We start from the raw sequence: 21,185 nt of genomic DNA, 5'->3' as shown, positions 1-21,185 counted from the left end.
GTGAGGCGAAACCGCCCCCATTCAGTGCCATCCCGCTTTAGATACTGGCGACGCTTTTCGGCGGCAATGCGTTGCTGGCATCACCATTGACGAAAGCCATGTCGTCCGTCGTCAGCTCGATGCTGCGCAGCTCGCGGTTGACGAGGAAATGTTCCGTTTCCTCCACCGTCACCGCAAGATCAAGCGTCGTATCGAAACGCGCCTTGAAGGCTTCGATGATCTCATCGACGATGACCTCAGGTGCCGACGCTCCGGCCGAGAGGCCGACGGTGCGGATATCGCCGATCGCGTCCCAGTCGATTTCCGACGCTCGCTGCACCAGCACGGAGCGCTTCGCGCCGGCCCGCAGCGCCACTTCCACCAATCGCTTGGAATTTGAGGAATTGGGGGCGCCGACCACGATGAAGAGATCGCAGCCGGGGGCCGCCTGCTTCACCGCATCCTGACGGTTGGTGGTTGCGTAACAGATGCTGTCGGCGGCGGGTGCCTGAATGGCGGGGAACCGCTCCTGAAGCCTGACGATGACGCCGGCAGTATCATCGACCGACAGCGTCGTCTGGGTGACGAATCCGAGATTTTCACGGTCGAGCGGTTCGTAGCGGTCTACGTCTTCCACCGTTTCGATGAGCGAGACCGTGCCTTCGGGAAGCTGGCCCATGGTGCCGATGACTTCCGGGTGACCGGCATGGCCGATCAGGATGACGTGGCGGCCGAGACGCTGGTGGCGCATGGCCTGCTTGTGGACCTTGGAGACCAGCGGGCATGTGGCATCAAGATAGAAAAGGTTGCGCGCCTGCGCATCCTCCGGCACGGATTTCGGCACGCCATGGGCGGAAAAGACCACCGGCTGTTCGCGGTGTTCGGTCGGGATCTCATGCAACTCCTCGACGAAAACCGCGCCCTTGGCTTCCAGCCCTTCGACAACGTAACGATTATGCACGATTTCGTGGCGAACATAGACCGGTGCGCCATAGGCCTTCAGCGCCAGCACAACGATCTGGATCGCCCGGTCCACGCCCGCGCAAAAGCCGCGCGGTCCGCACAGCCTTATCGTCAAAGGGGGTTTGGAAACGGCGATGTTCATTCGTGCTCCTTGGCCAGCGCCCTGGTCTTGCCCGATAGCCTGCCTTACCGGACGGGGCGGGCTTTATTCGCCCTGCGCCTTACCGTTCCGGAAATAGGCAAAACCGGCGACGATGACAAGGGCCGCCGCCAGACCATACCACGTTATCGCATATTGCAGGTGATTGTTGGGCAAATCTATCAGCGTCACACCGCCCTGCGGCCAGCCGCCGGGATTGGGCGCATTGTCTGCATCCACGAAGAGTTTGACCAGCCGGTCGGACGGGACCGCTGCGCTGGACGCCATCGCCGCCAGATCCTTCCAGTAGAAGATATTCTTGGCGATATCATTGTCCGGCAAAAGCGAGGAGGGTTTTGCCACCAGCGGCGCGCGCGCCAGCCCGGTGATCGTCACCGCGCCGGCCACCTGCCCGTCGGGCCGCTTGGCCGGGTCCTTCATCTCGAAGGGCACGAAACCACGATTGACGAAAACCATGCGGCCATCGGCGAGCATCAGCGGCGTATAGATATAATAACCGGTCTGGCCCTGATGGGTGGCGAAGAAGTGTCGCTCGCGGGCATGATCGAAAACCCCGGAGAGGCTGACATGGCGATACTCGATATCACCACCGCTTTTCGCGATGGCCTCGATATCTGAAAGCGTGGCGGGACTTGCGCTGCGCCTTTCTTCGATATCGGCCAGCAATGCCTCTTTCCAGTAGAGCCGTTTCACCTGCCAGGTGCCGAGCCCGAGAAGAATGGCAAGCGCGAGCAGCACCAGCGGCGCGGCGAACCAGACCCGCCGTTCCGCCGCCTTCATGTGAGACACGTCATTCACGATCAAGCCTGCCTTCGCTTGCATTGTTGCGGTATTGCAGCGCAATCATGATCCCTTTCAGCTTGCGCAGCAGCACGAGGGAGACAATCACCGTAAACGGCAACCACAACATGACATGCACCCAGACGGGCGGGGCAAAACGCTGATCGACCCAGAGCGCCAGACCGACCACCAGAAAACCGACAATCAGCATGACGAAGACGGCCGGACCATCCCCCGCATCGGCAAAGCCATAATCCAGCCCGCAGGCGCTGCAGCCGGGTTTTATGCTCAGAAAACCGTCGAACAGCCGGCCATTGCCGCAGCGCGGGCAGCAGCCCTTCAGCCCGACCTTGATGGGATCGACCGGCGCGAAATTGCCGTTTGATGGTTCAGACATGACGACCTCCCGCAAAATTGCCCAAAGCCCGAGAATGACGTCGAGTCTGTTGGAAGACCGCCTCAACCAAGGCATCGTCTTCCGCCCGGTTTTGCGGCTTGTTTCTTCTCCCCGCCGGGGAGAAGGTGGCCCGAAGGGTCGAATGAGGGGCGACGCTGCCGGAATTCGGAGACCTCTCCCCCCCTCACCCCGCTGTCGCGACCCTCTCCCCGGCGGGGAGAAGGCGACAAACCGCACCCTCTCGTTTCACAGGCAGATAACCTGCCTGGACCTCAATCCACTACCGTAGGCAATCAGCCATGCACCGGCGCGCCCCAGCCACCCCAGATATAGATGGCGAAGAACAGGAACAGCCAGACGACGTCAACGAAGTGCCAGTACCAGGCAGCCGCTTCGAAACCGAAATGCTGCTTGGGCGTGAAACCGCCGCCAATGGCGCGGAACAGGCAGACCAGCAGGAAGACCGTACCGACGAAGACGTGGAAACCATGGAAACCTGTGGCCATGAAGAAGGTGGCGCCATAGATCGAATTCTTGAAGTCGAACGGCGCGTGCATGTATTCGTAAATCTGCACGGTGGAGAACAGGATGCCGAGCGCGACGGTGAGCAGCAGGCCGGTGATCAGGCCCTTGCGGTCATTATGCAGCAGGGAGTGGTGCGCCCAGGTGACACAGGTGCCCGACAGAAGCAGGATGACGGTGTTGTAAAGCGGCAGATGCCAGGGATCGATGACCTCAATGCCCTTCGGCGGCCACTGCCCGCCGGTATATTGCAGGCGCGACGCCTGGATGGCTTCGCTCGGGAACAGGCTGGCATCGAAATAAGCCCAGAACCACGCGACGAAGAACATCACCTCGGAGGCGATGAACATGATCATGCCGTAACGCAGGTGAAGCGAGACAACGCGGGTGTGGTTGCCCTCATGGGCTTCCTTGATCGTGTCGGACCACCACGCATACATGGTGTAAAGCACGATGACGAGACCGATATAGAACAACCAGGGATTGGCCAGTTCCGCGCCGAACAGCTTGAAGGAGCCACCCGACAGGAAACGCATGTAACAGACGCCGCCGAAGGTCAGAATGAAGGCGCCGATCGAGGCCAGAAGCGGCCATGGGCTTGGATCGATGATGTGGTAGTCGTGGTTCTTCTGATGCGTATCTGCCATTGCGACAATCCCCGAATGTCTCTTCCCTGATCCGGCCTTAACGAAAAGGCCAGACCTCCTCTCACAGTTTGCTTTCGCCAGATTCAGTTTTTACCGGCAAGGACGCAACCGGTTTTTCGGTTTTGGCCGGATAAAACGTATAGGACAGCGTTAAAGTATGAATGCTCTTGGTCTCGCGCGCCGTGGCGATGTCGGGATCGACAAAAAACACCACCGGCATTTCCAGCGTTTCGCCCGGCTGCAGCGTCGTTTCGGTGAAGCAGAAACACTCCACCTTGTTGAAATAGGCCCCGGCTTCCATCGGCGTGACGTTGAAGACCGCCGTGCCCGTGGTCGCCACGGGCGAACGGTTGGTCGCCTTGAAGGTCACCTGTATCGTCTCGCCGATCTTCGGCTTGACCATCTTGTCCACCGGGCGGAAATCCCAGTTGAGGCCGTTCGACGTATTGGCGTCGAAGGTGACGTTGATGGTCTTGTCGAGAATGACGTCGGAATATTGCTCCACACGCTGTGTCGTGCCGTTGTAACCGGTGACACGGCAGAACAGGCTGTAAAGCGGCACGGCGGCATAGGCCATGCCGATCATGCCGCAGAAAAATACGAGGCAGAGCACGAGGATGGAGCGGTTGCTCACCCGCTGCGTACCGGCCCGCGTCGTTTCTGCTTCCATATTCGCCATGTCCTCCCCTCCTCTCCTGCGCTCAGACGATCAATGTGAGCCGATCTTGATGATGGTGATGACGTAAAACAGCACCACCAGACCGGCAAGCAAGACGCCCAGCGCGATATTGCGCCCGCGTCTCGATTTTTTCTGTGCCGCGCTCAGTTCCACCGTTTCCATTACAGGACTCCCGACATCACGGCCTTCAGGGCCGGCGCGAAATGATCGGCCAGAAGGCCGGAGAAGATCGCGAAAAGATAAAGCACCGAATAGGCGAACATCTTCTTGGCTGGCACCATCTTCTCGTCACCCTCCGGCATGCGCCGGACATCGAGCGAACAGTAGACGAAGATGGCGCTCAGGACGGCGGCGAAAATGCCGTAGCCGGCGCTCGCCAGACCCGTGAAATAGGGGGCGACGGCCGCCGCCGCGGTCAGCACCGCGTAGACGATCATCTGGTTCTTGGTGGAGCGCTCACCCGCCACATTCGGCATCATCGGAATGCCGACGGCGCCGTAATCGCGCATCTTGAACAGCGCCAGCGCCCAGAAATGCGCTGGTGTCCACAGGAAGATGATGAGGAACAGGATGATGCTGTCCAGCGAAACGCCGCCGGTGACGCAGGCCCAGCCGAGCATGGGCGGGAAAGCGCCGGCGGCACCGCCGATGACGATGTTCTGCGGTGTCGAGCGCTTCAGCCACATCGTATAAACGACGGCGTAAAAGAAGATGGTGAAGGCGAGCAGGCCGGCCGAGAACCAGTTGACCGCAAGGCCGAGGATGACCACCGAGAAGGCCGACAGCGTCAGACCGAAGGCCAGCGCCTCGCCCGGCGCAACGCGACCCGACGGGATCGGCCGCTTGGCGGTGCGGCTCATCACGGCATCGATATCGGCATCGTACCACATGTTGAGCGCACCGGAGGCGCCGGCGCCGACCGCGATGCATAGAATGGCGATGATGCCGAGGATCGGGTTGATTTCTCCCGGCGCCAGCACGAGGCCGGCAAAGGCCGTGAAGACGACAAGCGACATGACGCGCGGCTTCAGCAGCTCGAAATAATCGCGTGCGCCGGCTTCCGAAAGTTCGGAGCCTTTTTCGCCCAGCAGTTCGCGATTGTCGATAACGGTCATTTCCTGTCCTGTTTCCTTCGGACGCCGCCTGCGGCGACATCCCTTGCACCGGTCCGAAAAACGAATGTGATTTCCGGCATGCGCGATGCGTCAATTCATCGGTCCCGAATGTCCTGGCAGGGAGGGCATCGGACCAAACCGATGCCAGCATGTGCCGGCCATTCGCCGCACCCCGCCGCCATTCGTCTGCGCTTGCTTTTCATAAAGGCCAGATTTGGCATTTATCACGTCCGGGGGCATGTATCACGTCGGACGGCAGGCATCGCTTGGACAAAATGTCACGCGGCAGGAGAAGCTGCCCGTTCGGGAAACGGCACGGATCGAACCGCGCCGTCCCTCTTTTTCAGCAACCGGAGCCCGCGAGCCTCGCCCGCGATTTCCGGCCCGCGCATCAGCGAATGCGCGGAAGCTGTTCCCACTGGTGGTATGGCGGCGGCGAGGACAGCTGCCATTCGAGCGTCGTCGCACCTTCACCCCAGGGATTGTTGCCGGCGATCCGCTTCTTGGCAAAGGCTTCCCAGACGCAGAAGAGGAAGATCAGCACGCCGACGGCCGAGATATAGGAACCGTAGGACGATACCATGTTCCAGCCGGCATAGGCATCGGGATAATCGATGTAGCGGCGCGGCATGCCGGCAAGGCCGAGGAAGTGCTGCGGGAAGAACACCAGGTTCACACCTACGAACATGACCCAGAAATGCAGCTTGCCGAGGAACTCGCTATACATGTAGCCGCTGATCTTCGGGAACCAGTAATACCAGCCGGCGAAGATCGCGAAGACGGCGCCGAGCGACAGAACGTAGTGGAAGTGGGCCACGACGTAGTAGGTGTCGTGCAGCGAACGGTCGAGACCGGCATTGGCGAGCTGCACGCCGGTGACGCCACCGACCGTGAACAGGAAGATGAAGCCGATCGCCCAGACCATCGGTGTCGAGAAGGTCAGCGAACCGCCCCACATGGTCGCGATCCACGAGAAGATCTTGATACCCGTCGGCACCGCGATGACCATGGTGGCGAAGACGAAGTAACGCTGCGCTTCGAGCGACAGGCCGACCGTGTACATGTGGTGTGCCCAGACGATGAAGCCGACGGCGCCGATGGCGACCATGGCATAGGCCATGCCGAGGTAACCGAAGACCGGCTTCTTCGAGAAGGTGGACACGATGTGGCTGATGATGCCGAAGCCCGGCAGGATCAGGATGTAGACTTCCGGGTGGCCGAAGAACCAGAACAGGTGCTGGTAAAGGATCGGGTCACCGCCGCCTTCCGGCGAGAAGAATGCCGTACCGAAGTTGCGGTCGGTCAGGAGCATGGTGATGCCGCCCGCCAGAACCGGCAGCGAAAGCAGCAGCAGGAATGCGGTGACGAGAACCGACCAGGCGAAAAGCGGCATCTTGTGCAGCGTCATGCCCGGAGCGCGCATGTTGAGGATGGTGGTGATGAAGTTGATCGCACCGAGGATCGACGACGCGCCCGAAACGTGCAGCGCGAATATCGCCAGATCCACCGCCGGTCCCGGCATGCCGTTGGTCGATAGAGGCGGATACATGGTCCATCCGCCGCCCACACCATAGGCACCCGCGGGGCCCTCGACGAAGAGCGAGAGGATGAGAAGGATGAAGGCCGGAACGATCAGCCAGAAGGAGATGTTGTTCAGGCGCGGGAAAGCCATGTCCGGAGCGCCGATCATGATCGGGATCATCCAGTTGGCGAAACCGCCGATCAGCGCCGGCATGACCATGAAGAAGATCATGATGAGCGCATGCGCGGTGGTGAAGACGTTGAACATGTGCTTGCCGCCATCGATGGCAGCATCGCCCTCGAAACCGTAAACCATGGATGCCAGACCGTGGAAGATCTGGATGCCCGGCTCCTGAAGCTCCATGCGCATGACGACGGAAAGCCCGCCGCCGACGATGCCGGCAATGATCGCGAAGATCAGGTAGAGCGTGCCGATGTCCTTGTGGTTGGTCGACAGGAACCAGCGGGCGAAAAAGCCCGGCTTATGGGAATGATGTGCATCATGCGAATGGTCGTCATGAGCGTGCCCATCATGTGCGGAATGACCATGCGAGTGATGATCGTCGTGTGCGGAAGGTCCAGCCATTGTCCTCACTCCAGAGTCAGTTGGTTTCGTTGGCGGCAACGTCGACGGTGCGCGGAGCGCCATCGACTGCGGCCATCAGCGCCCGGTTCGCGCCGTTCAGGTCAGAAGCGGCGGCGGCGTGCCAGGCATTGTACTGCTGTTCGGAAACCACCCGAATGGCGATCGGCATGAAGGCGTGGTCCTTGCCGCAAAGCTCGGAACATTGGCCGTAATACAGGCCTTCCTTCTCCGGCTTGAACCATGTTTCGTTGAGGCGGCCCGGAACGGCATCGATCTTGACGCCGAAAGCGGGCATGGCGAAGGCGTGGATCACATCCGTCGGAGCCGCAGTCACCAGAAGGCGAACGGTCTTGCCGACGGGAACGACCATTTCATTGTCCACCGCGAGAAGACGCGGATAACGGGCCTTGTCTTCCTTGCCGGCGGCGGCGCGGTCCTGATCCTTCAGCAGATAGCTGTCGAAGGAGAGCGGCTCTGCACCCTCGGCGGCGGCATATTCATAGCTCCACAGCCATTGCGTGGCGGTCGCCTTCAGCGTCAGGTCCGGGTTTTCCGGCTGCGTCAGCTGCGCGTTCAACAGATTGAACGAGGGGAAAGCAAGGAACAGGAGAATGAGCACCGGCGCGAGCGTCCACACCACCTCGATCGCCGTGTTATGGCTGGTCTTGGACGCCACCGGATTTTTCGCGGCGCGGAATTTCAAGGCAACGATGATGAGCAGCGCAAGAACGAAAAGCGTGACCGGAATGATGAACCACAGTGTATATTGTTCAAACCAGCGTATTTCGTGCATGATCGGCGTGGCTGCCTCCTGCATGCCCATTTGCCAATGCACCGGCTGATCGGCGTGGGCGCCGACAGCCGTGAGCAGACAGGTCATCCCCGCCAGTGCTGCGTAAATCCTATTCCTCACGGTACCCTCTCCCTCACGCGTCTGATCTAGATCAATCACAGACGCAGAATCCATGCTAATGGTACTAACTTCAAACCACAGTTTGCCCTCTGCCGCAATATGCGTCGGGACACGGATGCGCCCCAATTTTGCCATTGATCAATCCACGGTCGACTTTCCCGCACCCTGTGTTCAAGCTGACCGGCCGAACGCGATTTCGAACATCCCAAATGCGACAAAGCCCCGTCCTCCAGCCGGTTTCATCGCCGGATAACAAATGACGCGCCCGGCAAATTGGACGCCTGCGCAGGCCAACAGGTCCTATTTCCGCCCAACTCCGCTGGAATTGAAGGCTCAAGGCTTTTTTTTCCGGATTATGGCGTCAAAATAGCCGCACTGATTCGAATCCCAGAGGTATCCATGCGTCTTTCCCCGCTCGCGCGCACTTTTCTTGCCGCCGCCGGTCTCGCCATCATCGCCCCCGCCGCTGCGGCGCTGGCGCAACAGCAGCAGCCCGGAACGCCGAAGTCGACGCATGGGGCATGGTCGGTCATCTGCGACAAGCCGGCCGGCGCATCAGAAGAACAATGCGCGCTGATGCAAAACGTGATTGCCGATGACCGCCCGGAAGTCGGCCTTTCGGTGGTGGTTCTGAAAACCGCCGACCGCAAGTCGCGTATCCTGCGCATCCTCGCGCCGCTCGGCGTGCTTTTGAAGGATGGCATGGAGCTTTATATCGACAATAACAATATCGGCCGCGCCTATTTCACCCGCTGCTTCTCCGAAGGCTGCTATGTGGAAGTGGATATTGACGACGAGCTGCTGAAGGTGCTGCGCGCCGGCAAGAACGCCGTCTTTGCGCTGCGCGAATCCGTCGATCAGGACCGGGTAGGCATTCCGATCGAGCTTTCCGGCTTTGCCGAGGGCTACGACGCACTTCCCTGAGGCATCGTTGGTAAAGGGCAGCCTTGCGTCTGCCCGCTCCAGTGCCTAAATCGGTCATGAACGATCATGACTGGAGCCTGAGATGACCGACGACCTTGTAAAACTCTTCGATTGCGATGAAACGCAATTGCGCAAGCTCGTTGGCGAGGCGCTTGCCGGGGCCGATGATGGCGAGCTTTTCATTGAACATGCCCAGGCCGAATCGCTGACCTTCGACAATGGCCGCCTGAAAGGCGGCTCCTTCAACACCGATCAGGGTTTTGGCCTGCGCGCCGTTGCCGGCGAGACGGTGGGTTACGCCCATGCGGGCGAGCTTTCACAAAGCGCGCTGAAGCGCGCTTCGGATGCGGTCGGTGCCGTTACCCGAGGTTATTCCGGCTCCTATGCCGCCGCCCCCCAGCGCACCAACAAGAAGCTTTATGGTGACGAGAACCCGATTGGCAGCCCGAGCTTCGAGGAGAAGGTGAAGCTGCTTACCGATATCGACTCCTATCTGCGCGACAGGGACGACAAGGTGCGGCAGGTGACGGCGACGATTTCCGCCAGCTGGCAGGTCGTGGATATTCTGCGCGCCGATGGCCATCGGGTCAGCGACATCCGCCCGATGACCCGCATCAACATCTCGGTGGTGGCGGGCGAAGGCGACCGGCAGGAAAGCGGCTCCTACGGCATTGGCGGCCGCGTCGGTTTCGGCGATTTCATTACCACGGAAAACTGGCAGCGCGGCGCGGATGAAGCGCTGCGGCAGGCGCTGGTCAATCTCACCGCCATCGATGCGCCGGCGGGCACCATGGATGTCGTGCTCGGCTCCGGCTGGCCGGGCGTCATGCTGCACGAGGCGGTCGGCCACGGTCTGGAAGGCGATTTCAACCGCAAGAAGACCTCGGCCTTTGCCGGCCTGATGGGCGAGATGGTGGCAGCACCGGGCGTGACGGTCGTGGATGATGGCACCATCGACAGCCGCCGCGGCTCGCTGACGGTGGACGACGAAGGCACGCCATCGGGATATAATGTACTCATCGAGAATGGCAGGCTGGTGGGCTATATGCAGGACCGCCAGAACGCCAGGCTGATGGGCGCGAAAGCAACCGGCAACGGCCGCCGCCAGGGTTATGCCTATGTGCCGATGCCGCGCATGACCAACACCTACATGCTGTCGGGCGACAAGACGCCGGAAGAAATCATCGCCTCCGTGAAGAAGGGCATCTATGCCGTTTCTTTCGGCGGCGGCCAGGTGGACATCACCTCCGGCAAATTCGTGTTCGGCTGCACCGAGGCCTATCTCATCGAAAACGGCAGGATCGGCGCACCGGTGAAGGGCGCGATGCTGATCGGCAACGGGCCGGATGCGATGAAGCGCGTCTCGATGATCGGCAATGATTCCAAGCTCGATACCGGCATCGGCAATTGCGGCAAGGCCGGGCAATGGGTGCCGGTGGGTGTCGGCCAGCCGCATCTGCGCATGGACCAGATCACCGTGGGCGGCACGAAGGCGTAGGACTTTCGGCCTGCAGCTACGGCTCGCACTGCGGCCTGTGTCGTGATGTGGCGAAACCAATATCCGTCATTCCGGCCTCGAGCCGGAATCCGGCCCCGCGTGTCTACGCGGCGAGAGGTATCCTTCCAGCCCAAAGACCCGGGCTGGCTGGGTGCCGGATCAAGTCCGGCATGACGGCACGGAGAATTGCGGTTGCAAGAAAAGTGGAACCTGTCTCGGTCACCCCCAGCCCACAGCCCCGCACATGGCTGCCATGATGAGGTTTCCTCTGGCGTGTCGCCCGGAAGACGCTAAGATCACCGTTTATGGCGGGCCATCCTCCCATCGCCGGGGCCTGCGCGACAAAGGAGACCCTGACCATCATACGAAATGCCCTCGTTCCTGAACTTGCCGTCAGCGACTGGCAGAAGAGCCGCGCCTTTTATTGCGATCTCATCGGTTTCCATGTGGCTTATGAACGCCCCGAAGAAGGTTTCGCCTATTTGGCGCTGGGTGATGCGCAGCTGATGATCGACCAGATCGGCGCAACCCGGACCTTTGTGGCGGGCAATGCCGCGCTCGATGTGCCGCTTGGCCGCGGCATGAACCTGCAGCTCGCCGTTCCTTCCCTGCAACCCATTCTTTCCCGGCTGGAGCGATCCTCGATCGGTCTCGTGATGCCGCCGGAGGAAAAATGGTACAGGCGCGGCACGGTTGAAGTGGGTAACCGGCAATTCATCGTCGCCGATCCGGACGGGTATCTGATTCGCCCGTTCGAAAGCCTCGGCGAACGCCCCTTCCGGTTCGGTTGAGCGACCATGCTGCCATTTCTGCCGCACGCAGTGGTGTTCGACATGGACGGATTGCTGATCGAAAGCGAGAGGCTCTATCGCGATTCGTTTCTGGCGGCCTCCGAGGAAGGCGGCCATGGCATGAAGGTCGAGACCTATCAGAAGGTCTGCGGCAGCCCGTGGGATGTGATCACCGGCACCATTTTTGCCGATTATGGCGCAGATTTTCCGATCGAGGCCTTCCGGGACGCCTGGCTTCGGCATCTTGGCCTGATGATGGCGGATGGCGTGGCGCTGAAACCCGGCGTCGTTGAAATCCTCGATCTTCTCGACCGGCTCGATATCCGCCGCGCCATCGCCACCTCGTCACGGCACGATTCGGTGACGCGCCATCTCGGCCCTCACGATCTTCTCAGGCGTTTCGACACCATCGTCGCGCGCGGCGATTATACCGAGCCGAAACCCGCGCCCATGCCCTATCTCACCGCCGCGCGGCGGCTAACGCTTGAGCCTCGCCTGTGCCTGGCGCTGGAGGATTCCTATTCCGGCGTCCGCTCCGCCTCCTCAGCCGGCATGATGACCATCATGGTGCCGGATGTCGCTCCGCCGACCGATGAAATGCGGGAAAAATGCGTTGCCGTTGCGAGCGACCTGCATGCGGTGGCGGACCTGTTGCAAAAGCTGCCGCTTCCAAAGACCTGAGAACCACGTCACATGCCTTTAGCCATAGGCCCTTATGGTGAAACCCATATCGGCTGGGGGCCGGTTTGTTCGAATTCATTGTCGCGACCCATGAACGGAGGGGTCATGCAGCTTCTCGCCGTATCGTTCGCAACATTTATATTGCTCGCTCTTTCCGTATTTCAGATTGCCCTTGCGGCCGGTGCGCCCTTCGGTCGTTTCGCCTGGGGCGGAGAATACAGAGTTCTGCCCGCCATACAGCGCATCGCCAGCGTGGCCTCTGTGCCGATTTATGCCATTGCCGCTTCTTTTCTGCTGCAAAAGGCAGGTTTCGTCAGTTTCTGGCCAAGAGCATGGATCGAGCCCGGCATCTGGACCATCGCCTGCACTCTCGCGGTAAGCATCGGGTTGAACGCCATGTCGCGAAGCCGCACGGAGCGGAGGGTCATGACGCCCATATCCGCGGTTCTTGCAATTCTGTTCTTTGTTGTCTCGCTCTCATGATGGCAAAACCGTCAGACCTGTGGCTTGAAGCGCCACTTCCGCTCGATCGATCCTTCGATATCAAGACCGTTATGATGCGCCAATAGCAGCACATGGCCGAGGAGATCGGCTGTCTCATCGGCCAGATCCCGTTTCATCTCCTCTTCGCTCCTGCCTTTGCTGCGTCCCCTCCCCGTCAATCTGTTCCAGGCCTGCGTGACCTCGCCCACCTCTTCCTGAAGCTTCAGCATGTACCAGTCCGGATCGCGGGCGATCCCGTTGTCATCGGCATATTTCTGCGAGGCGGCCTCGAACCGGTGCATCAGGGCAGAGAGCATTTGTTCATCCTTTGTTCGTGCGCTACAACTCTAATCATGATTCTCGGGCAACGTCGATTCGAAAGGACGGCGCGATTACCGCGAAAGAGAATTTCCGCGACAGCCCCCGCAGCCGGGATTAATGAAGAGCTATTCGAAACCGTGCCGTCCCCCATGTCCCATCTCGATTTTTTCTCATCGCTCATCACCGCGCATAGTCCGATGCTGCTCGCCATGTTCGCCGGCGCCGCCTGTCTCGCCGGCCTTGCCCGCGGTTTTTCCGGTTTTGGTGCAGCGCTCATCTTCATTCCGCTGGCGAGCGCCATCGTCGGGCCGCGTATCGCCTCGGCGGTGCTGCTGGTGGTGGACGGCGTCCTGACGCTCGGCATGATTCCGCCCGCCTTTCGCATGGCGGACCGGCGCGAGGTCTTCACCATGGCGGCCGGCGCCTTTGTCGGCGTGCCGGTTGGAACCATGCTGCTTTCGAAGGGCGATCCATTGACCCTGCGCTGGCTCATCTCCGGCGTGGTCGTGGTGCTGCTGGTGTTTCTGGTGTCCGGCTGGCGTTACAGCGGTCGGCCGAAAACGCCGCTCACTCTTTCCACCGGGCTTCTGGCCGGGCTGTTTTCGGGGGCTGCGCAACTGGGTGGCCCGCCGGTCGTCGCCTATTGGCTGGGCGGGGCGCTGAAAGGCGCTTTCGTGCGCGCCAATGTCATTCTTTATTTCGCGGTTTCGACAGTGTTTTCCATCGCCAGCTATTTTGTCAGTGGCCTGTTCACCGTGGAAGTCTTCGTGTTTTTCCTGCTGGCGCTGCCCTTTTATGCGGCGGGTCTTTATGCCGGCGCGCGACTGCACGGGCTTGCCGACGAAGCGGCTTTCCGGCGCATCTGCTACGGGCTGATCGCCATTTCCGCCGTGATCGGCCTGCCGCTGTTTGATTCGCTGCTGAAATAGGCAGGCCGTGACGGCCTGCCCTGATGGCCCTTAAGGATACATGCGGACCTTGGACCATGCACCGTCCGGCGTCTCGCGACGGAATTCGATGCGGTCATGCAGGCGGAACTTGCGGTCGTGCCAGAATTCGATACTGACCGGGCGGATACGAAAACCGGACCAGTAGGACGGACGCGGAATTTCACCGATGGCATATCTGGCGGTATATTCGGCCACCGCTTTTTCCAGCGCGAAACGGCCTTCCAGCGGCCGCGACTGCTTGGACGCCCAGGCACCGATGCGGCTGCCGCGCGGGCGTGAGGCATAATAGGCGTCCGCCTCCTCGTCGGTGACGATCTCCACCTCGCCGCGCAGACGCACCTGCCGGCGAAGGCTCTTCCAGTGGAAACACATGGCCGCTTTTTTCTGACCGAGGATCTCCTGACCCTTCTGGCTTTCGAAATTCGTGTAGAAAACAAAGCCGCGGTCATCGACGCCTTTCAGCAGCACCATACGCACATTCGGCAGGCCATTTTCGTCCACAGTGGCAAGCGCAACCGCGTTCGGATCGTTGATTTCGGAAGCCGTCGCATCCTTCAGCCATTCGGCAAAAAGCGTGAACGGTTCATTTTCTTCCGTGAAGTCACTGGATGTTAACCCCGTTTCCGACATATTGACTAAAATGCTCCCGAGCTGATTTGGACCCCAGAGATGATCTCTGGCGAAAGATGGTGACCGTCATAGCAAAGTCGAACAGTCGAACAAAGGGCCTCCTTTCGTCGATAGCGGAAGTTTCCGCCGTCGTGTCAATGCTTGTGGTGCTGAGCGGATGCGTCAGCCTCGATCTGTTCGGCGGCGACAAGGTCGACCGCTCGCTTTCCACGGCTTCCGTTCCCAACCAGCCGAACAATGCACCGCAGACGGACGATGCGACGATCCGCAACGCCGTGACGTCGGCCGATCTCGCCAAGCTTGCCGACCAGCCATTGCCCTGGGCCAATGCCGCCACCGGTAGTGCCGGCGTCGTCACCGCCATTCACGAAGACAAATCGAGCGGTTTCGTCTGCCGCGATTTCAGGACGACGCGCCACTCCTTCGATGGCGTGGCGAGCTATTCCGGACAGGCCTGCCTGTCGGAAACCGGCGAATGGCTGCTGACCCGCTTCGAGCAGAAATAATCTATTTACCTTGGTACATGGAATAGAGCCGGCCCGGGTGCGGCGCGCTTCCTCCGTAAAGGAGTGATTAGCAACTTATTGCAACAGTCGACGTTGATTAAACCGAGGGCGTGCAGGCGAATGATCGCGGGCACCCCTTTTCGGAGGGGTTAGTTTCAGGATTGCGCCATGAAGGGCGGCAGCGCCTGAGCCAACGTAACTGGTGTTTCGCATGCGCGATCCATATTCGATCCTTGGCGTGAAACGTGACGCCCGCCACGAGGAAATCAAGGCCGCCTGGCGCACGAAGGCGAAAACCGTCCATCCGGACGCCAATCGCGACGATCCCGATGCTTCGGCGCGATTCGCCGAGATCGGCCAGGCCTATGACCTTTTGAAAGACCCCAGGAAGCGCGATCTTTACGATCAGGCCCGCAAGGCGGCCGAGAAGAAGCAGCGCGACCAGACCATCATGCAGCAGCGGGAAGCCGCCCGCGAGGCCGCCGAGCGCGCCAAGGCCGCAGAAAAGCTGATGGAGGAACTGGCCCGCGCGGATGCCCGCAACCGGGCACAGACCGGCCAGAAAACCGACGCCAAGGCGGAAACCGCCGAAGATATCGTCGAGCGGATCTTTGGTGCGGAAGCGCAGAACGACCCCAAGGTGCAGCAGGCTGCGGAAGCAGCGAAGGCCGCGGCGAGTTCCGCGAAAGGCGACATACCCGCCGCCGGCGAAACCATCCAGCCCGGCGCAGGCGATGACAGGACAGCACCCGCTTCGCTGGCCGCCAATCTCTTCAACGCTCTCGTGCGCCGTTTCCGCCCCGCGCAGCCCGCTGCGGAAAAGGCGCCGGATATTACGGCGGAGGCCACCGTCACCGTCGCCGATCTCCTGGAGCACCGGTGGATCACCGTGTCGCTTGCCGACGAACGCGAGATCCGCTTCCAGCTCGAAGCCGGCATGACGGACGGGCACGTCGTGCGGCTGAAGGGACAGGGGCTGAAGCTTGCCAATGTGCCGCGCGGCGATCTTGCCGTGACATTGCTGGCCGCCCGCGACGATGCCTTTTCCCTGCGTGGCTTCGATATTCACACCACCTTGCCGATTTCGCTCAGCGACGCGGTTCTGGGCTGCGAAACGAAGGTCGGAACACCGCTCGGTGAGGAAAACATCACCATCCCGGCCTGGTCCGGCTCGGACCGCGTGCTGAGGCTCGCCGGCAAGGGCCTTGCCGATGGCGAGGGCGGACGGGGTGATCTCGTCATCGAATTGCGCATCATCCTGCTCGAAAAGCCGGATGAAAAGGTGACCGACCTGATGCGGCACATGCGCGAAGGCCTTTATTTGTGAAAGTTTTGCGAATAGCCGGGACAACGCACCCTTTGTTACGTTCCCTAACAGTTGATGATCTTTGGCAATCTTGAACAGGATTGCAGCCTATGCCATAGGCAGGACCGATCAAAAGTACTAGGGAGCATAAAATGGCTCAGGCATCCGGCCTCATGGCTGGCAAACGCGGCCTCATCATGGGTGTCGCCAATAATCGTTCCATCGCTTGGGGCATCGCCAAGGCCTGTGCCGACGCGGGCGCGGAAGTTGCGCTGACCTGGCAGGGCGACGCGCTGAAGAAGCGTGTCGAACCTCTGGCACAGGAACTGGGCGCCTTCATGGCCGGCCACTGTGACGTGACCGATCTCGAGACGATCGATGCGGTTTTTGCCGGGCTGGAAAAGCACTGGGGCAAGATCGACTTCGTCGTGCACGCCATCGCTTTCTCCGACAAGGACGAATTGACCGGCCGTTACCTCGATACCAGCCGCGACAACTTCAACCGCACCATGGACATTTCCGTCTTCTCGCTGGCCGCCGTCGCCAAGCGCGCAGAGCCGGTCATGAATGATGGCGGCTCGATCATCACGCTCACCTATTACGGCGCCGAAAAGGTCATGCCGAATTACAACGTGATGGGCGTGGCCAAGGCCGCTCTCGAAGCCAGCGTGCGTTATCTCGCCGTCGACCTCGGCAATCGCGGCATCCGCGTCAACGCCGTTTCGGCCGGCCCGATCAAGACGCTTGCCGCTTCCGGCATCGGCGACTTCCGTTATATCCTGAAGTGGAACGAATATAATGCGCCGCTGAAGCGCACCGTTTCCATCGAGGAAGTCGGCAAGTCCGCACTCTACCTGCTGTCTGACCTTTCGACCGGCGTGACCGGCGAAATCCACCATGTCGATTCCGGTTATCACACCATCGGCATGAAGGCGGTGGATGCGCCTGACATTTCGGTCGTGAAGGACTAAGCCTGCGAAGTTTGAAAACGGGGTATCGCCTTGCTCGTCTATGTGATCCGGCACGGACAAACGGACTGGAATGCGATACGCCGGCTTCAGGGCCAGAAGGACATTCCGCTCAATGATTTCGGCCGCCAGCAGGCGGTCGGCAATGGCATGCTTCTCGCCCGTCTTCTGGGCGAACGAGCCACGGATTTCGATTATGTGGCAAGCCCGCTCGGGCGCACGCGCGAGACCATGGAACTAATGCGCGACGCGATGGGTCTCGACCCCAAGGCCTACCGCACCGACGACCGCCTGATCGAAGTTTCCTTCGGCGACTGGGAAGGGCAGACCCTGCCCGAGCTGAAGAAGGAATTTCCCGACCGGGTGAAGGCACGCAAGGCCAACAAGTGGGATTTCATTCCCCCCGGCCAGGATGCCGAAAGCTATGAAATCCTCTCCTGGCGCATCGGCGCATGGCTTTCTTCCGTGGAAAGGCCAACCGTCTGCGTCTGCCACGGCGGCGTCATCCGCTCGATCTTCCGGCTTGTTTCAGGCATGGACAAGGATGAGGCGTCGAGAACGCAGATTCCCCAGGACCGGATTTTGAAGGTCGAGATCGACGGGAATAGTGCGGAGTGGATTTCGTGAGAAATCGCGGAACATAACCCTCCGCATCGTGCTCCTTGAGACGCTTGTATTTTGGCAGGGCCTTGCCGCTCGTTTCTTCTCCCCCCAGGGAGAAGGTGGCCCGAAGGGTCGGATGAGGGGCAAGCTCTCCCAACATCTCTACCCTTGCCCCCTCATCCCGCTGCCGCGGACTTCTCCCCGGCGGGGAGAAGAAACGGATGCAAACGCTCGTTTCACAACGAACGTTTGACATAAGGGTTGAGCAGGAGGACCAAGCCTTATTGCACGACCTGAAGATCGTCGACCACGCGTTTTCCATCCACTTCCGTGTAGAAAACCACGACCTTCACGCCCGCCTTCAGACCTTCGAAATTGAACTCTTCCGGCACGCGATAGGTCTTGCCGTCGCTCAGCGTAATGCTCAGGCCATTCGCGTCGATCTTGCTGATCGTGCCTTCCACATCGACGCTCTGGGCGAAGCTGTTGATGGGCATCAGGAGGTTGGTGGCGGCCAGAAGGGCGGCAATCATCATACGCATCGATCTAGCTTTCGTGGATTTGCGTGAAAACCTTACATGCATGAAGAATTGCCTTTCGAATGTGGCGGAAATTGCCCGCAACCATGACATTTTCGGCCCAATTGATGAACGGATTTGGGATCGCGTTCAAGCCGTTAGTGATTTTTACACCGCATTTCCCGGCAATATTGGAAAACTCCGGTTTAAGGTGGAAAACCTCGGCTCCTTTACAATTTCGTCATCTCGAAAAAACCCCGTCGATAGGGTCGAATCACTTTTCACCGCCCATGGCTGGGACTGTCGTTTTTCGTCCGTTCCCAAGTCGTGAACGGTACGTCACCTGCTTATCCCGTTTGCGATGAAAGAAAGGCTTTTGCCTTGTCCGGATTTTCCACTAAGACAAATCCGCTTGTTTTAAACGGCGCCGTCCACAGGCGCCCTGTTTCCGGTCTTGAGAACTATGTCGCATAACAGTTTCGGTCATCTTTTTCGCGTTACCACCTGGGGAGAAAGCCACGGGCCGGCACTTGGCTGCGTGGTGGATGGCTGCCCGCCCGGCATCCGGTTTACCCTTGCCGAGGTGCAGCACTGGATGGACAAGCGCAAGCCCGGCCAAAGCCGCTTCGTGACCCAGCGCCGCGAGGACGACATCGTCAAGATTCTCTCCGGCGTGATGCTGGATGAGGACGGCGAGACGATGACGACCACCGGCACGCCGATTTCCATGCTGATCGAAAATACCGACCAGCGTTCCAAGGATTACGGCGAGATCGCCAAGCGTTTCCGCCCCGGCCATGCGGATTTCACCTATGATCTGAAATACGGCATTCGTGACTACCGCGGCGGCGGGCGCTCCTCGGCGCGCGAGACGGCGGCGCGTGTCGCCGCCGGTGCAATCGCCCGCAAGGTGGTGCCGAGCCTGAATGTCCGCGGTGCGCTGGTGCAGATCGGCAAACACAAAATCAACCGCAATAATTGGGATTGGGACCAGGTCGACCAGAACCCGTTCTTCTGCCCGGATGCCGCCATGGTACCGGTGTGGGAAGAATATCTCGACGGCATCCGCAAGGCCGGATCCTCAATCGGCGCCGTGGTCGAAGTGGTGGCGGAAGGTGTTCCGGCCGGCATCGGCGCGCCGATCTATGCCAAGCTCGATCAGGATATCGCCTCCAGCCTGATGTCGATCAACGCCGTCAAGGGCGTGGAAATCGGCGAAGGTTTTGCCTCGGCTGAGCTTTCCGGTGAGGAAAATGCCGATGAGATGCGCATGGGCAATGACGGCAAGCCGATCTTCCTCTCCAACCATGCCGGCGGCATTCTGGGCGGCATCGCCACCGGCGAGCCGGTCATCGCCCGTTTTGCCATCAAGCCCACCTCCTCCATCCTGACGGAGCGCCTGTCCATCGATACCGACGGCAACAATGTCGATGTGCGTACCAAGGGCCGCCACGACCCCTGCGTCGGCATTCGCGCCGTGCCGATCGGTGAAGCGATGGTCGCCTGCACCGTTGCCGACCATTACCTGAGAGACCGTGGCCAGACCGGCCGACTGAAATAAGGGGGACCACCATGGCTTACGACCAGAAACGCGTCGTCGACGCCATCCGCGCTTTCGAAGCCGGCGAAATCGTTGTCGTGACCGATGATGACGACCGCGAGAACGAAGGTGACCTGATCATTTCGGCGGTGCATTGCAAGGCGGAAAAGATGGCCTTCATCGTGCGCCACACCTCCGGCATCGTCTGCGCGCCCATGCCGCGCGAAGAAGCCAAGCGGCTGAACCTCAATGCCATGGTGGCGGAAAATGACAGCGCCCATACGACGGCCTTCACCGTCAGCGTCGATTTCAAGCACGGCACCACGACAGGCATTTCCGCCGATGACCGCACCCTGACGGTGCGCAATCTCGCCAACCCGAATGTCGGCGCTGCCGATTTCACCCGGCCGGGCCACATCTTCCCGCTGATCGCCCGCGAAGGCGGCGTGCTGATGCGCTCCGGCCATACGGAAGCGGCGGTCGACCTCTGCAAGCTCGCCGGCCTGCCGCCGATCGGCGTCATCTGCGAGCTCGTCAATGATGATGGCACCGTGACGCGCGGACCGCAGGTCTCCGCCTTTGCGGAAAAGCACCAGCTCAAGCAGGTCTCCGTCGCCGATCTCATCGCCTATCGCCAGCGTAAGGAAACGCTGGTGGAGCTGGAATCCTCCTTCACCATCGAAACGCCCTTCGGCCCTGCCAAGGCGCACACCTATTCCCTGCCCTGGGATCCGATGCAGCATATGGCGGTGATCTTCGGCGACATTCGCGACGGCATCGACATTCCCGTGCGCCTGCATCCGGAAAACGTGGCCGACGACGTGTTCGGTGACCGCCAGCCGGTGCGGCATTACATGCAGAAAATCGCCGAGGAAGGCCGCGGCGTCATCGTTTATCTGCGCGAAGGCTCCGTCGGCGTTGGCCAGGTGGCCGGACGCCGCAAGGCACGCGATCCCGATGAGGCCCATGCGCAGGCTCGCTCGCGCGAGAATGAATGGCTGGAAATCGGCCTCGGCGCACAGATCCTGAAAGACCTCGGCATCAGCTCGATCAAGCTGATGACCACCCGCGAGCGCCATTATGTCGGGCTTGAAGGGTTCGGCATCAAGATTTCGGCGACGGATATCGGCTGATTTTGAGCTTCACTGAGACGAGCATCAATCCGTCCGTCGGTGAATATGAAGCGATCGGGTACCGCTTGTTT

General features: G+C 60.4%; 24 protein-coding genes. 12 read left to right on the top strand and 12 right to left on the bottom strand.

What is annotated here, in order from left to right:
• Positions 1-37: 37 nt before the first annotated feature.
• The 9 genes from ispH to coxB form a co-directional block, all read right to left on the bottom strand.
• Positions 38-1,084, bottom strand: a complete 1,047-nt coding sequence (gene ispH / locus O3S81_RS08605; protein WP_269342294.1) for a 4-hydroxy-3-methylbut-2-enyl diphosphate reductase — start codon at positions 1,082-1,084, stop codon at positions 38-40.
• Positions 1,085-1,147: 63 nt separating this feature from the next.
• The gene (locus O3S81_RS08600) at positions 1,148-1,882 is read right to left on the bottom strand and encodes an SURF1 family protein (protein WP_269342445.1); all 735 of its coding nucleotides are present in this window, start codon (positions 1,880-1,882) and stop codon (positions 1,148-1,150) included.
• Positions 1,883-1,892: 10 nt separating this feature from the next.
• On the bottom strand, positions 1,893-2,279 hold the full coding sequence (locus O3S81_RS08595; protein ID WP_269342292.1) for a DUF983 domain-containing protein: 387 nt from the start codon (positions 2,277-2,279) through the stop codon (positions 1,893-1,895).
• Between the two features lie 293 nt (positions 2,280-2,572).
• The gene (locus O3S81_RS08590; RefSeq protein WP_269342290.1) at positions 2,573-3,448 is read right to left on the bottom strand and encodes a cytochrome c oxidase subunit 3; all 876 of its coding nucleotides are present in this window, start codon (positions 3,446-3,448) and stop codon (positions 2,573-2,575) included.
• A 61-nt stretch (positions 3,449-3,509) separates the two neighbouring features.
• On the bottom strand, positions 3,510-4,127 hold the full coding sequence (locus O3S81_RS08585; RefSeq protein WP_269342288.1) for a cytochrome c oxidase assembly protein: 618 nt from the start codon (positions 4,125-4,127) through the stop codon (positions 3,510-3,512).
• A 30-nt stretch (positions 4,128-4,157) separates the two neighbouring features.
• Positions 4,158-4,289, bottom strand: coding sequence for a hypothetical protein (locus tag O3S81_RS08580; protein WP_003509137.1), 132 nt, complete (start codon positions 4,287-4,289; stop codon positions 4,158-4,160).
• Positions 4,289-5,242 carry a heme o synthase gene (locus O3S81_RS08575; protein ID WP_269342287.1) on the bottom strand — a complete coding sequence of 318 codons (954 nt, stop codon included), beginning with the start codon at positions 5,240-5,242 and terminating at the stop codon, positions 4,289-4,291. Before O3S81_RS08575 ends, O3S81_RS08580 begins: the two co-directional genes overlap by 1 nt.
• A 391-nt stretch (positions 5,243-5,633) precedes the next feature.
• Entirely contained in the window at positions 5,634-7,349 is a 1,716-nt protein-coding gene (gene ctaD / locus O3S81_RS08570) for a cytochrome c oxidase subunit I (protein WP_269342285.1), read from the bottom strand.
• Positions 7,350-7,365: 16 nt separating this feature from the next.
• Entirely contained in the window at positions 7,366-8,229 is an 864-nt protein-coding gene (gene coxB, locus O3S81_RS08565) for a cytochrome c oxidase subunit II (protein WP_442864895.1), read from the bottom strand.
• A 432-nt stretch (positions 8,230-8,661) separates the two neighbouring features.
• Here coxB and O3S81_RS08560 point away from each other — a divergent pair, with 432 nt between their 5' ends.
• From O3S81_RS08560 to O3S81_RS08540, 5 genes are all read left to right on the top strand, one after another.
• Complete coding sequence (locus tag O3S81_RS08560) at positions 8,662-9,186, top strand: invasion associated locus B family protein (RefSeq protein WP_269342283.1); 525 nt, start codon at positions 8,662-8,664, stop codon at positions 9,184-9,186.
• 82 nt (positions 9,187-9,268) lie between these two features.
• The gene (gene tldD / locus O3S81_RS08555; RefSeq protein WP_269342282.1) at positions 9,269-10,684 is read left to right on the top strand and encodes a metalloprotease TldD; all 1,416 of its coding nucleotides are present in this window, start codon (positions 9,269-9,271) and stop codon (positions 10,682-10,684) included.
• Positions 10,685-11,037: 353 nt separating this feature from the next.
• The gene (locus tag O3S81_RS08550) at positions 11,038-11,475 is read left to right on the top strand and encodes a bleomycin resistance protein (RefSeq protein WP_269342444.1); all 438 of its coding nucleotides are present in this window, start codon (positions 11,038-11,040) and stop codon (positions 11,473-11,475) included.
• Between the two features lie 6 nt (positions 11,476-11,481).
• On the top strand, positions 11,482-12,156 hold the full coding sequence (locus O3S81_RS08545; protein WP_269342281.1) for an HAD family hydrolase: 675 nt from the start codon (positions 11,482-11,484) through the stop codon (positions 12,154-12,156).
• 105 nt (positions 12,157-12,261) lie between these two features.
• Complete coding sequence (locus tag O3S81_RS08540; protein ID WP_269342280.1) at positions 12,262-12,639, top strand: hypothetical protein; 378 nt, start codon at positions 12,262-12,264, stop codon at positions 12,637-12,639.
• 11 nt (positions 12,640-12,650) lie between these two features.
• On the opposite strand, the gene O3S81_RS08535 is transcribed toward O3S81_RS08540, so the two are convergent.
• Positions 12,651-12,956 (bottom strand): MazG nucleotide pyrophosphohydrolase domain-containing protein, encoded by a 306-nt coding sequence (locus tag O3S81_RS08535; protein WP_269342279.1) that lies wholly within the window; start codon positions 12,954-12,956, stop codon positions 12,651-12,653.
• A 153-nt stretch (positions 12,957-13,109) separates the two neighbouring features.
• Here O3S81_RS08535 and O3S81_RS08530 point away from each other — a divergent pair, with 153 nt between their 5' ends.
• Positions 13,110-13,889, top strand: a complete 780-nt coding sequence (locus tag O3S81_RS08530) for a sulfite exporter TauE/SafE family protein (RefSeq protein ID WP_269342278.1) — start codon at positions 13,110-13,112, stop codon at positions 13,887-13,889.
• A gap of 30 nt (positions 13,890-13,919) precedes the next feature.
• Here the strand turns inward: O3S81_RS08530 and pdxH are convergent, their stop codons facing one another.
• Positions 13,920-14,540, bottom strand: coding sequence for a pyridoxamine 5'-phosphate oxidase (gene pdxH, locus O3S81_RS08525; protein ID WP_269342277.1), 621 nt, complete (start codon positions 14,538-14,540; stop codon positions 13,920-13,922).
• Between the two features lie 56 nt (positions 14,541-14,596).
• Between pdxH and O3S81_RS08520 the strand changes: the two genes are divergently transcribed.
• The 4 genes from O3S81_RS08520 to O3S81_RS08505 all read left to right on the top strand — a co-directional run bounded on the left by O3S81_RS08520 (position 14,597) and on the right by O3S81_RS08505 (position 17,947).
• Positions 14,597-15,046, top strand: coding sequence for an RT0821/Lpp0805 family surface protein (locus O3S81_RS08520; protein ID WP_331284189.1), 450 nt, complete (start codon positions 14,597-14,599; stop codon positions 15,044-15,046).
• A 211-nt stretch (positions 15,047-15,257) separates the two neighbouring features.
• Positions 15,258-16,373, top strand: coding sequence for a DnaJ C-terminal domain-containing protein (locus tag O3S81_RS08515; RefSeq protein WP_269342276.1), 1,116 nt, complete (start codon positions 15,258-15,260; stop codon positions 16,371-16,373).
• Positions 16,374-16,504: 131 nt separating this feature from the next.
• A complete protein-coding gene (gene fabI, locus O3S81_RS08510) occupies positions 16,505-17,323 on the top strand; it encodes an enoyl-ACP reductase FabI (protein WP_003521090.1) in 819 nt (272 codons plus the stop codon).
• 30 nt (positions 17,324-17,353) lie between these two features.
• Positions 17,354-17,947, top strand: a complete 594-nt coding sequence (locus tag O3S81_RS08505; protein WP_269342275.1) for a histidine phosphatase family protein — start codon at positions 17,354-17,356, stop codon at positions 17,945-17,947.
• Between the two features lie 257 nt (positions 17,948-18,204).
• Here O3S81_RS08505 and O3S81_RS08500 read toward each other — a convergent pair whose 3' ends face one another.
• On the bottom strand, positions 18,205-18,465 hold the full coding sequence (locus O3S81_RS08500) for a DUF1344 domain-containing protein (RefSeq protein WP_269342274.1): 261 nt from the start codon (positions 18,463-18,465) through the stop codon (positions 18,205-18,207).
• Positions 18,466-18,904: 439 nt separating this feature from the next.
• Between O3S81_RS08500 and aroC the strand changes: the two genes are divergently transcribed.
• Together aroC and ribB are read left to right on the top strand one after the other, a co-directional pair.
• Positions 18,905-20,002: a chorismate synthase gene (gene aroC / locus O3S81_RS08495; RefSeq protein WP_269342273.1), complete on the top strand. Its 1,098-nt coding sequence runs from the start codon at positions 18,905-18,907 to the stop codon at positions 20,000-20,002.
• Positions 20,003-20,013: 11 nt separating this feature from the next.
• A complete protein-coding gene (gene ribB, locus O3S81_RS08490) occupies positions 20,014-21,114 on the top strand; it encodes a 3,4-dihydroxy-2-butanone-4-phosphate synthase (protein ID WP_269342272.1) in 1,101 nt (366 codons plus the stop codon).
• Positions 21,115-21,185 lie beyond the last annotated feature (71 nt).

The organism is Agrobacterium sp. SOY23, assembly GCF_027212525.1.
In the GTDB taxonomy this organism is placed as follows: domain Bacteria; phylum Pseudomonadota; class Alphaproteobacteria; order Rhizobiales; family Rhizobiaceae; genus Agrobacterium; species Agrobacterium tumefaciens_I.
Note: the sequence above shows the minus strand (reverse complement) of the source record. Positions and strands in the feature narration are given on the sequence as shown.

Bases quoted from the DNA above. Each gene is read 5' to 3' on its own strand.
- O3S81_RS08590 (WP_269342290.1), bottom strand. From the start codon at position 3,448: ATGGCAGATACGCATCAGAAGAACCACGACTACCACATCATCGATCCA.
- tldD (WP_269342282.1), top strand. From the start codon at position 9,269: ATGACCGACGACCTTGTAAAACTCTTCGATTGCGATGAAACGCAATTG.
- O3S81_RS08595 (WP_269342292.1), bottom strand. From the start codon at position 2,279: ATGTCTGAACCATCAAACGGCAATTTCGCGCCGGTCGATCCCATCAAG.
- O3S81_RS08560 (WP_269342283.1), top strand. From the start codon at position 8,662: ATGCGTCTTTCCCCGCTCGCGCGCACTTTTCTTGCCGCCGCCGGTCTC.
- O3S81_RS08585 (WP_269342288.1), bottom strand. From the start codon at position 4,127: ATGGCGAATATGGAAGCAGAAACGACGCGGGCCGGTACGCAGCGGGTG.
- O3S81_RS08600 (WP_269342445.1), bottom strand. From the start codon at position 1,882: ATGAAGGCGGCGGAACGGCGGGTCTGGTTCGCCGCGCCGCTGGTGCTG.
- ctaD (WP_269342285.1), bottom strand. From the start codon at position 7,349: ATGGCTGGACCTTCCGCACACGACGATCATCACTCGCATGGTCATTCC.
- O3S81_RS08545 (WP_269342281.1), top strand. From the start codon at position 11,482: ATGCTGCCATTTCTGCCGCACGCAGTGGTGTTCGACATGGACGGATTG.
- aroC (WP_269342273.1), top strand. From the start codon at position 18,905: ATGTCGCATAACAGTTTCGGTCATCTTTTTCGCGTTACCACCTGGGGA.
- fabI (WP_003521090.1), top strand. From the start codon at position 16,505: ATGGCTCAGGCATCCGGCCTCATGGCTGGCAAACGCGGCCTCATCATG.
- O3S81_RS08575 (WP_269342287.1), bottom strand. From the start codon at position 5,242: ATGACCGTTATCGACAATCGCGAACTGCTGGGCGAAAAAGGCTCCGAA.
- O3S81_RS08535 (WP_269342279.1), bottom strand. From the start codon at position 12,956: ATGCTCTCTGCCCTGATGCACCGGTTCGAGGCCGCCTCGCAGAAATAT.
- pdxH (WP_269342277.1), bottom strand. From the start codon at position 14,540: ATGTCGGAAACGGGGTTAACATCCAGTGACTTCACGGAAGAAAATGAA.
- O3S81_RS08580 (WP_003509137.1), bottom strand. From the start codon at position 4,289: ATGGAAACGGTGGAACTGAGCGCGGCACAGAAAAAATCGAGACGCGGG.
- O3S81_RS08500 (WP_269342274.1), bottom strand. From the start codon at position 18,465: ATGCGTATGATGATTGCCGCCCTTCTGGCCGCCACCAACCTCCTGATG.
- coxB (WP_442864895.1), bottom strand. From the start codon at position 8,229: ATGACCTGTCTGCTCACGGCTGTCGGCGCCCACGCCGATCAGCCGGTG.
- ispH (WP_269342294.1), bottom strand. From the start codon at position 1,084: ATGAACATCGCCGTTTCCAAACCCCCTTTGACGATAAGGCTGTGCGGA.
- O3S81_RS08515 (WP_269342276.1), top strand. From the start codon at position 15,258: ATGCGCGATCCATATTCGATCCTTGGCGTGAAACGTGACGCCCGCCAC.
- ribB (WP_269342272.1), top strand. From the start codon at position 20,014: ATGGCTTACGACCAGAAACGCGTCGTCGACGCCATCCGCGCTTTCGAA.
- O3S81_RS08530 (WP_269342278.1), top strand. From the start codon at position 13,110: ATGTCCCATCTCGATTTTTTCTCATCGCTCATCACCGCGCATAGTCCG.
- O3S81_RS08520 (WP_331284189.1), top strand. From the start codon at position 14,597: ATGGTGACCGTCATAGCAAAGTCGAACAGTCGAACAAAGGGCCTCCTT.
- O3S81_RS08540 (WP_269342280.1), top strand. From the start codon at position 12,262: ATGCAGCTTCTCGCCGTATCGTTCGCAACATTTATATTGCTCGCTCTT.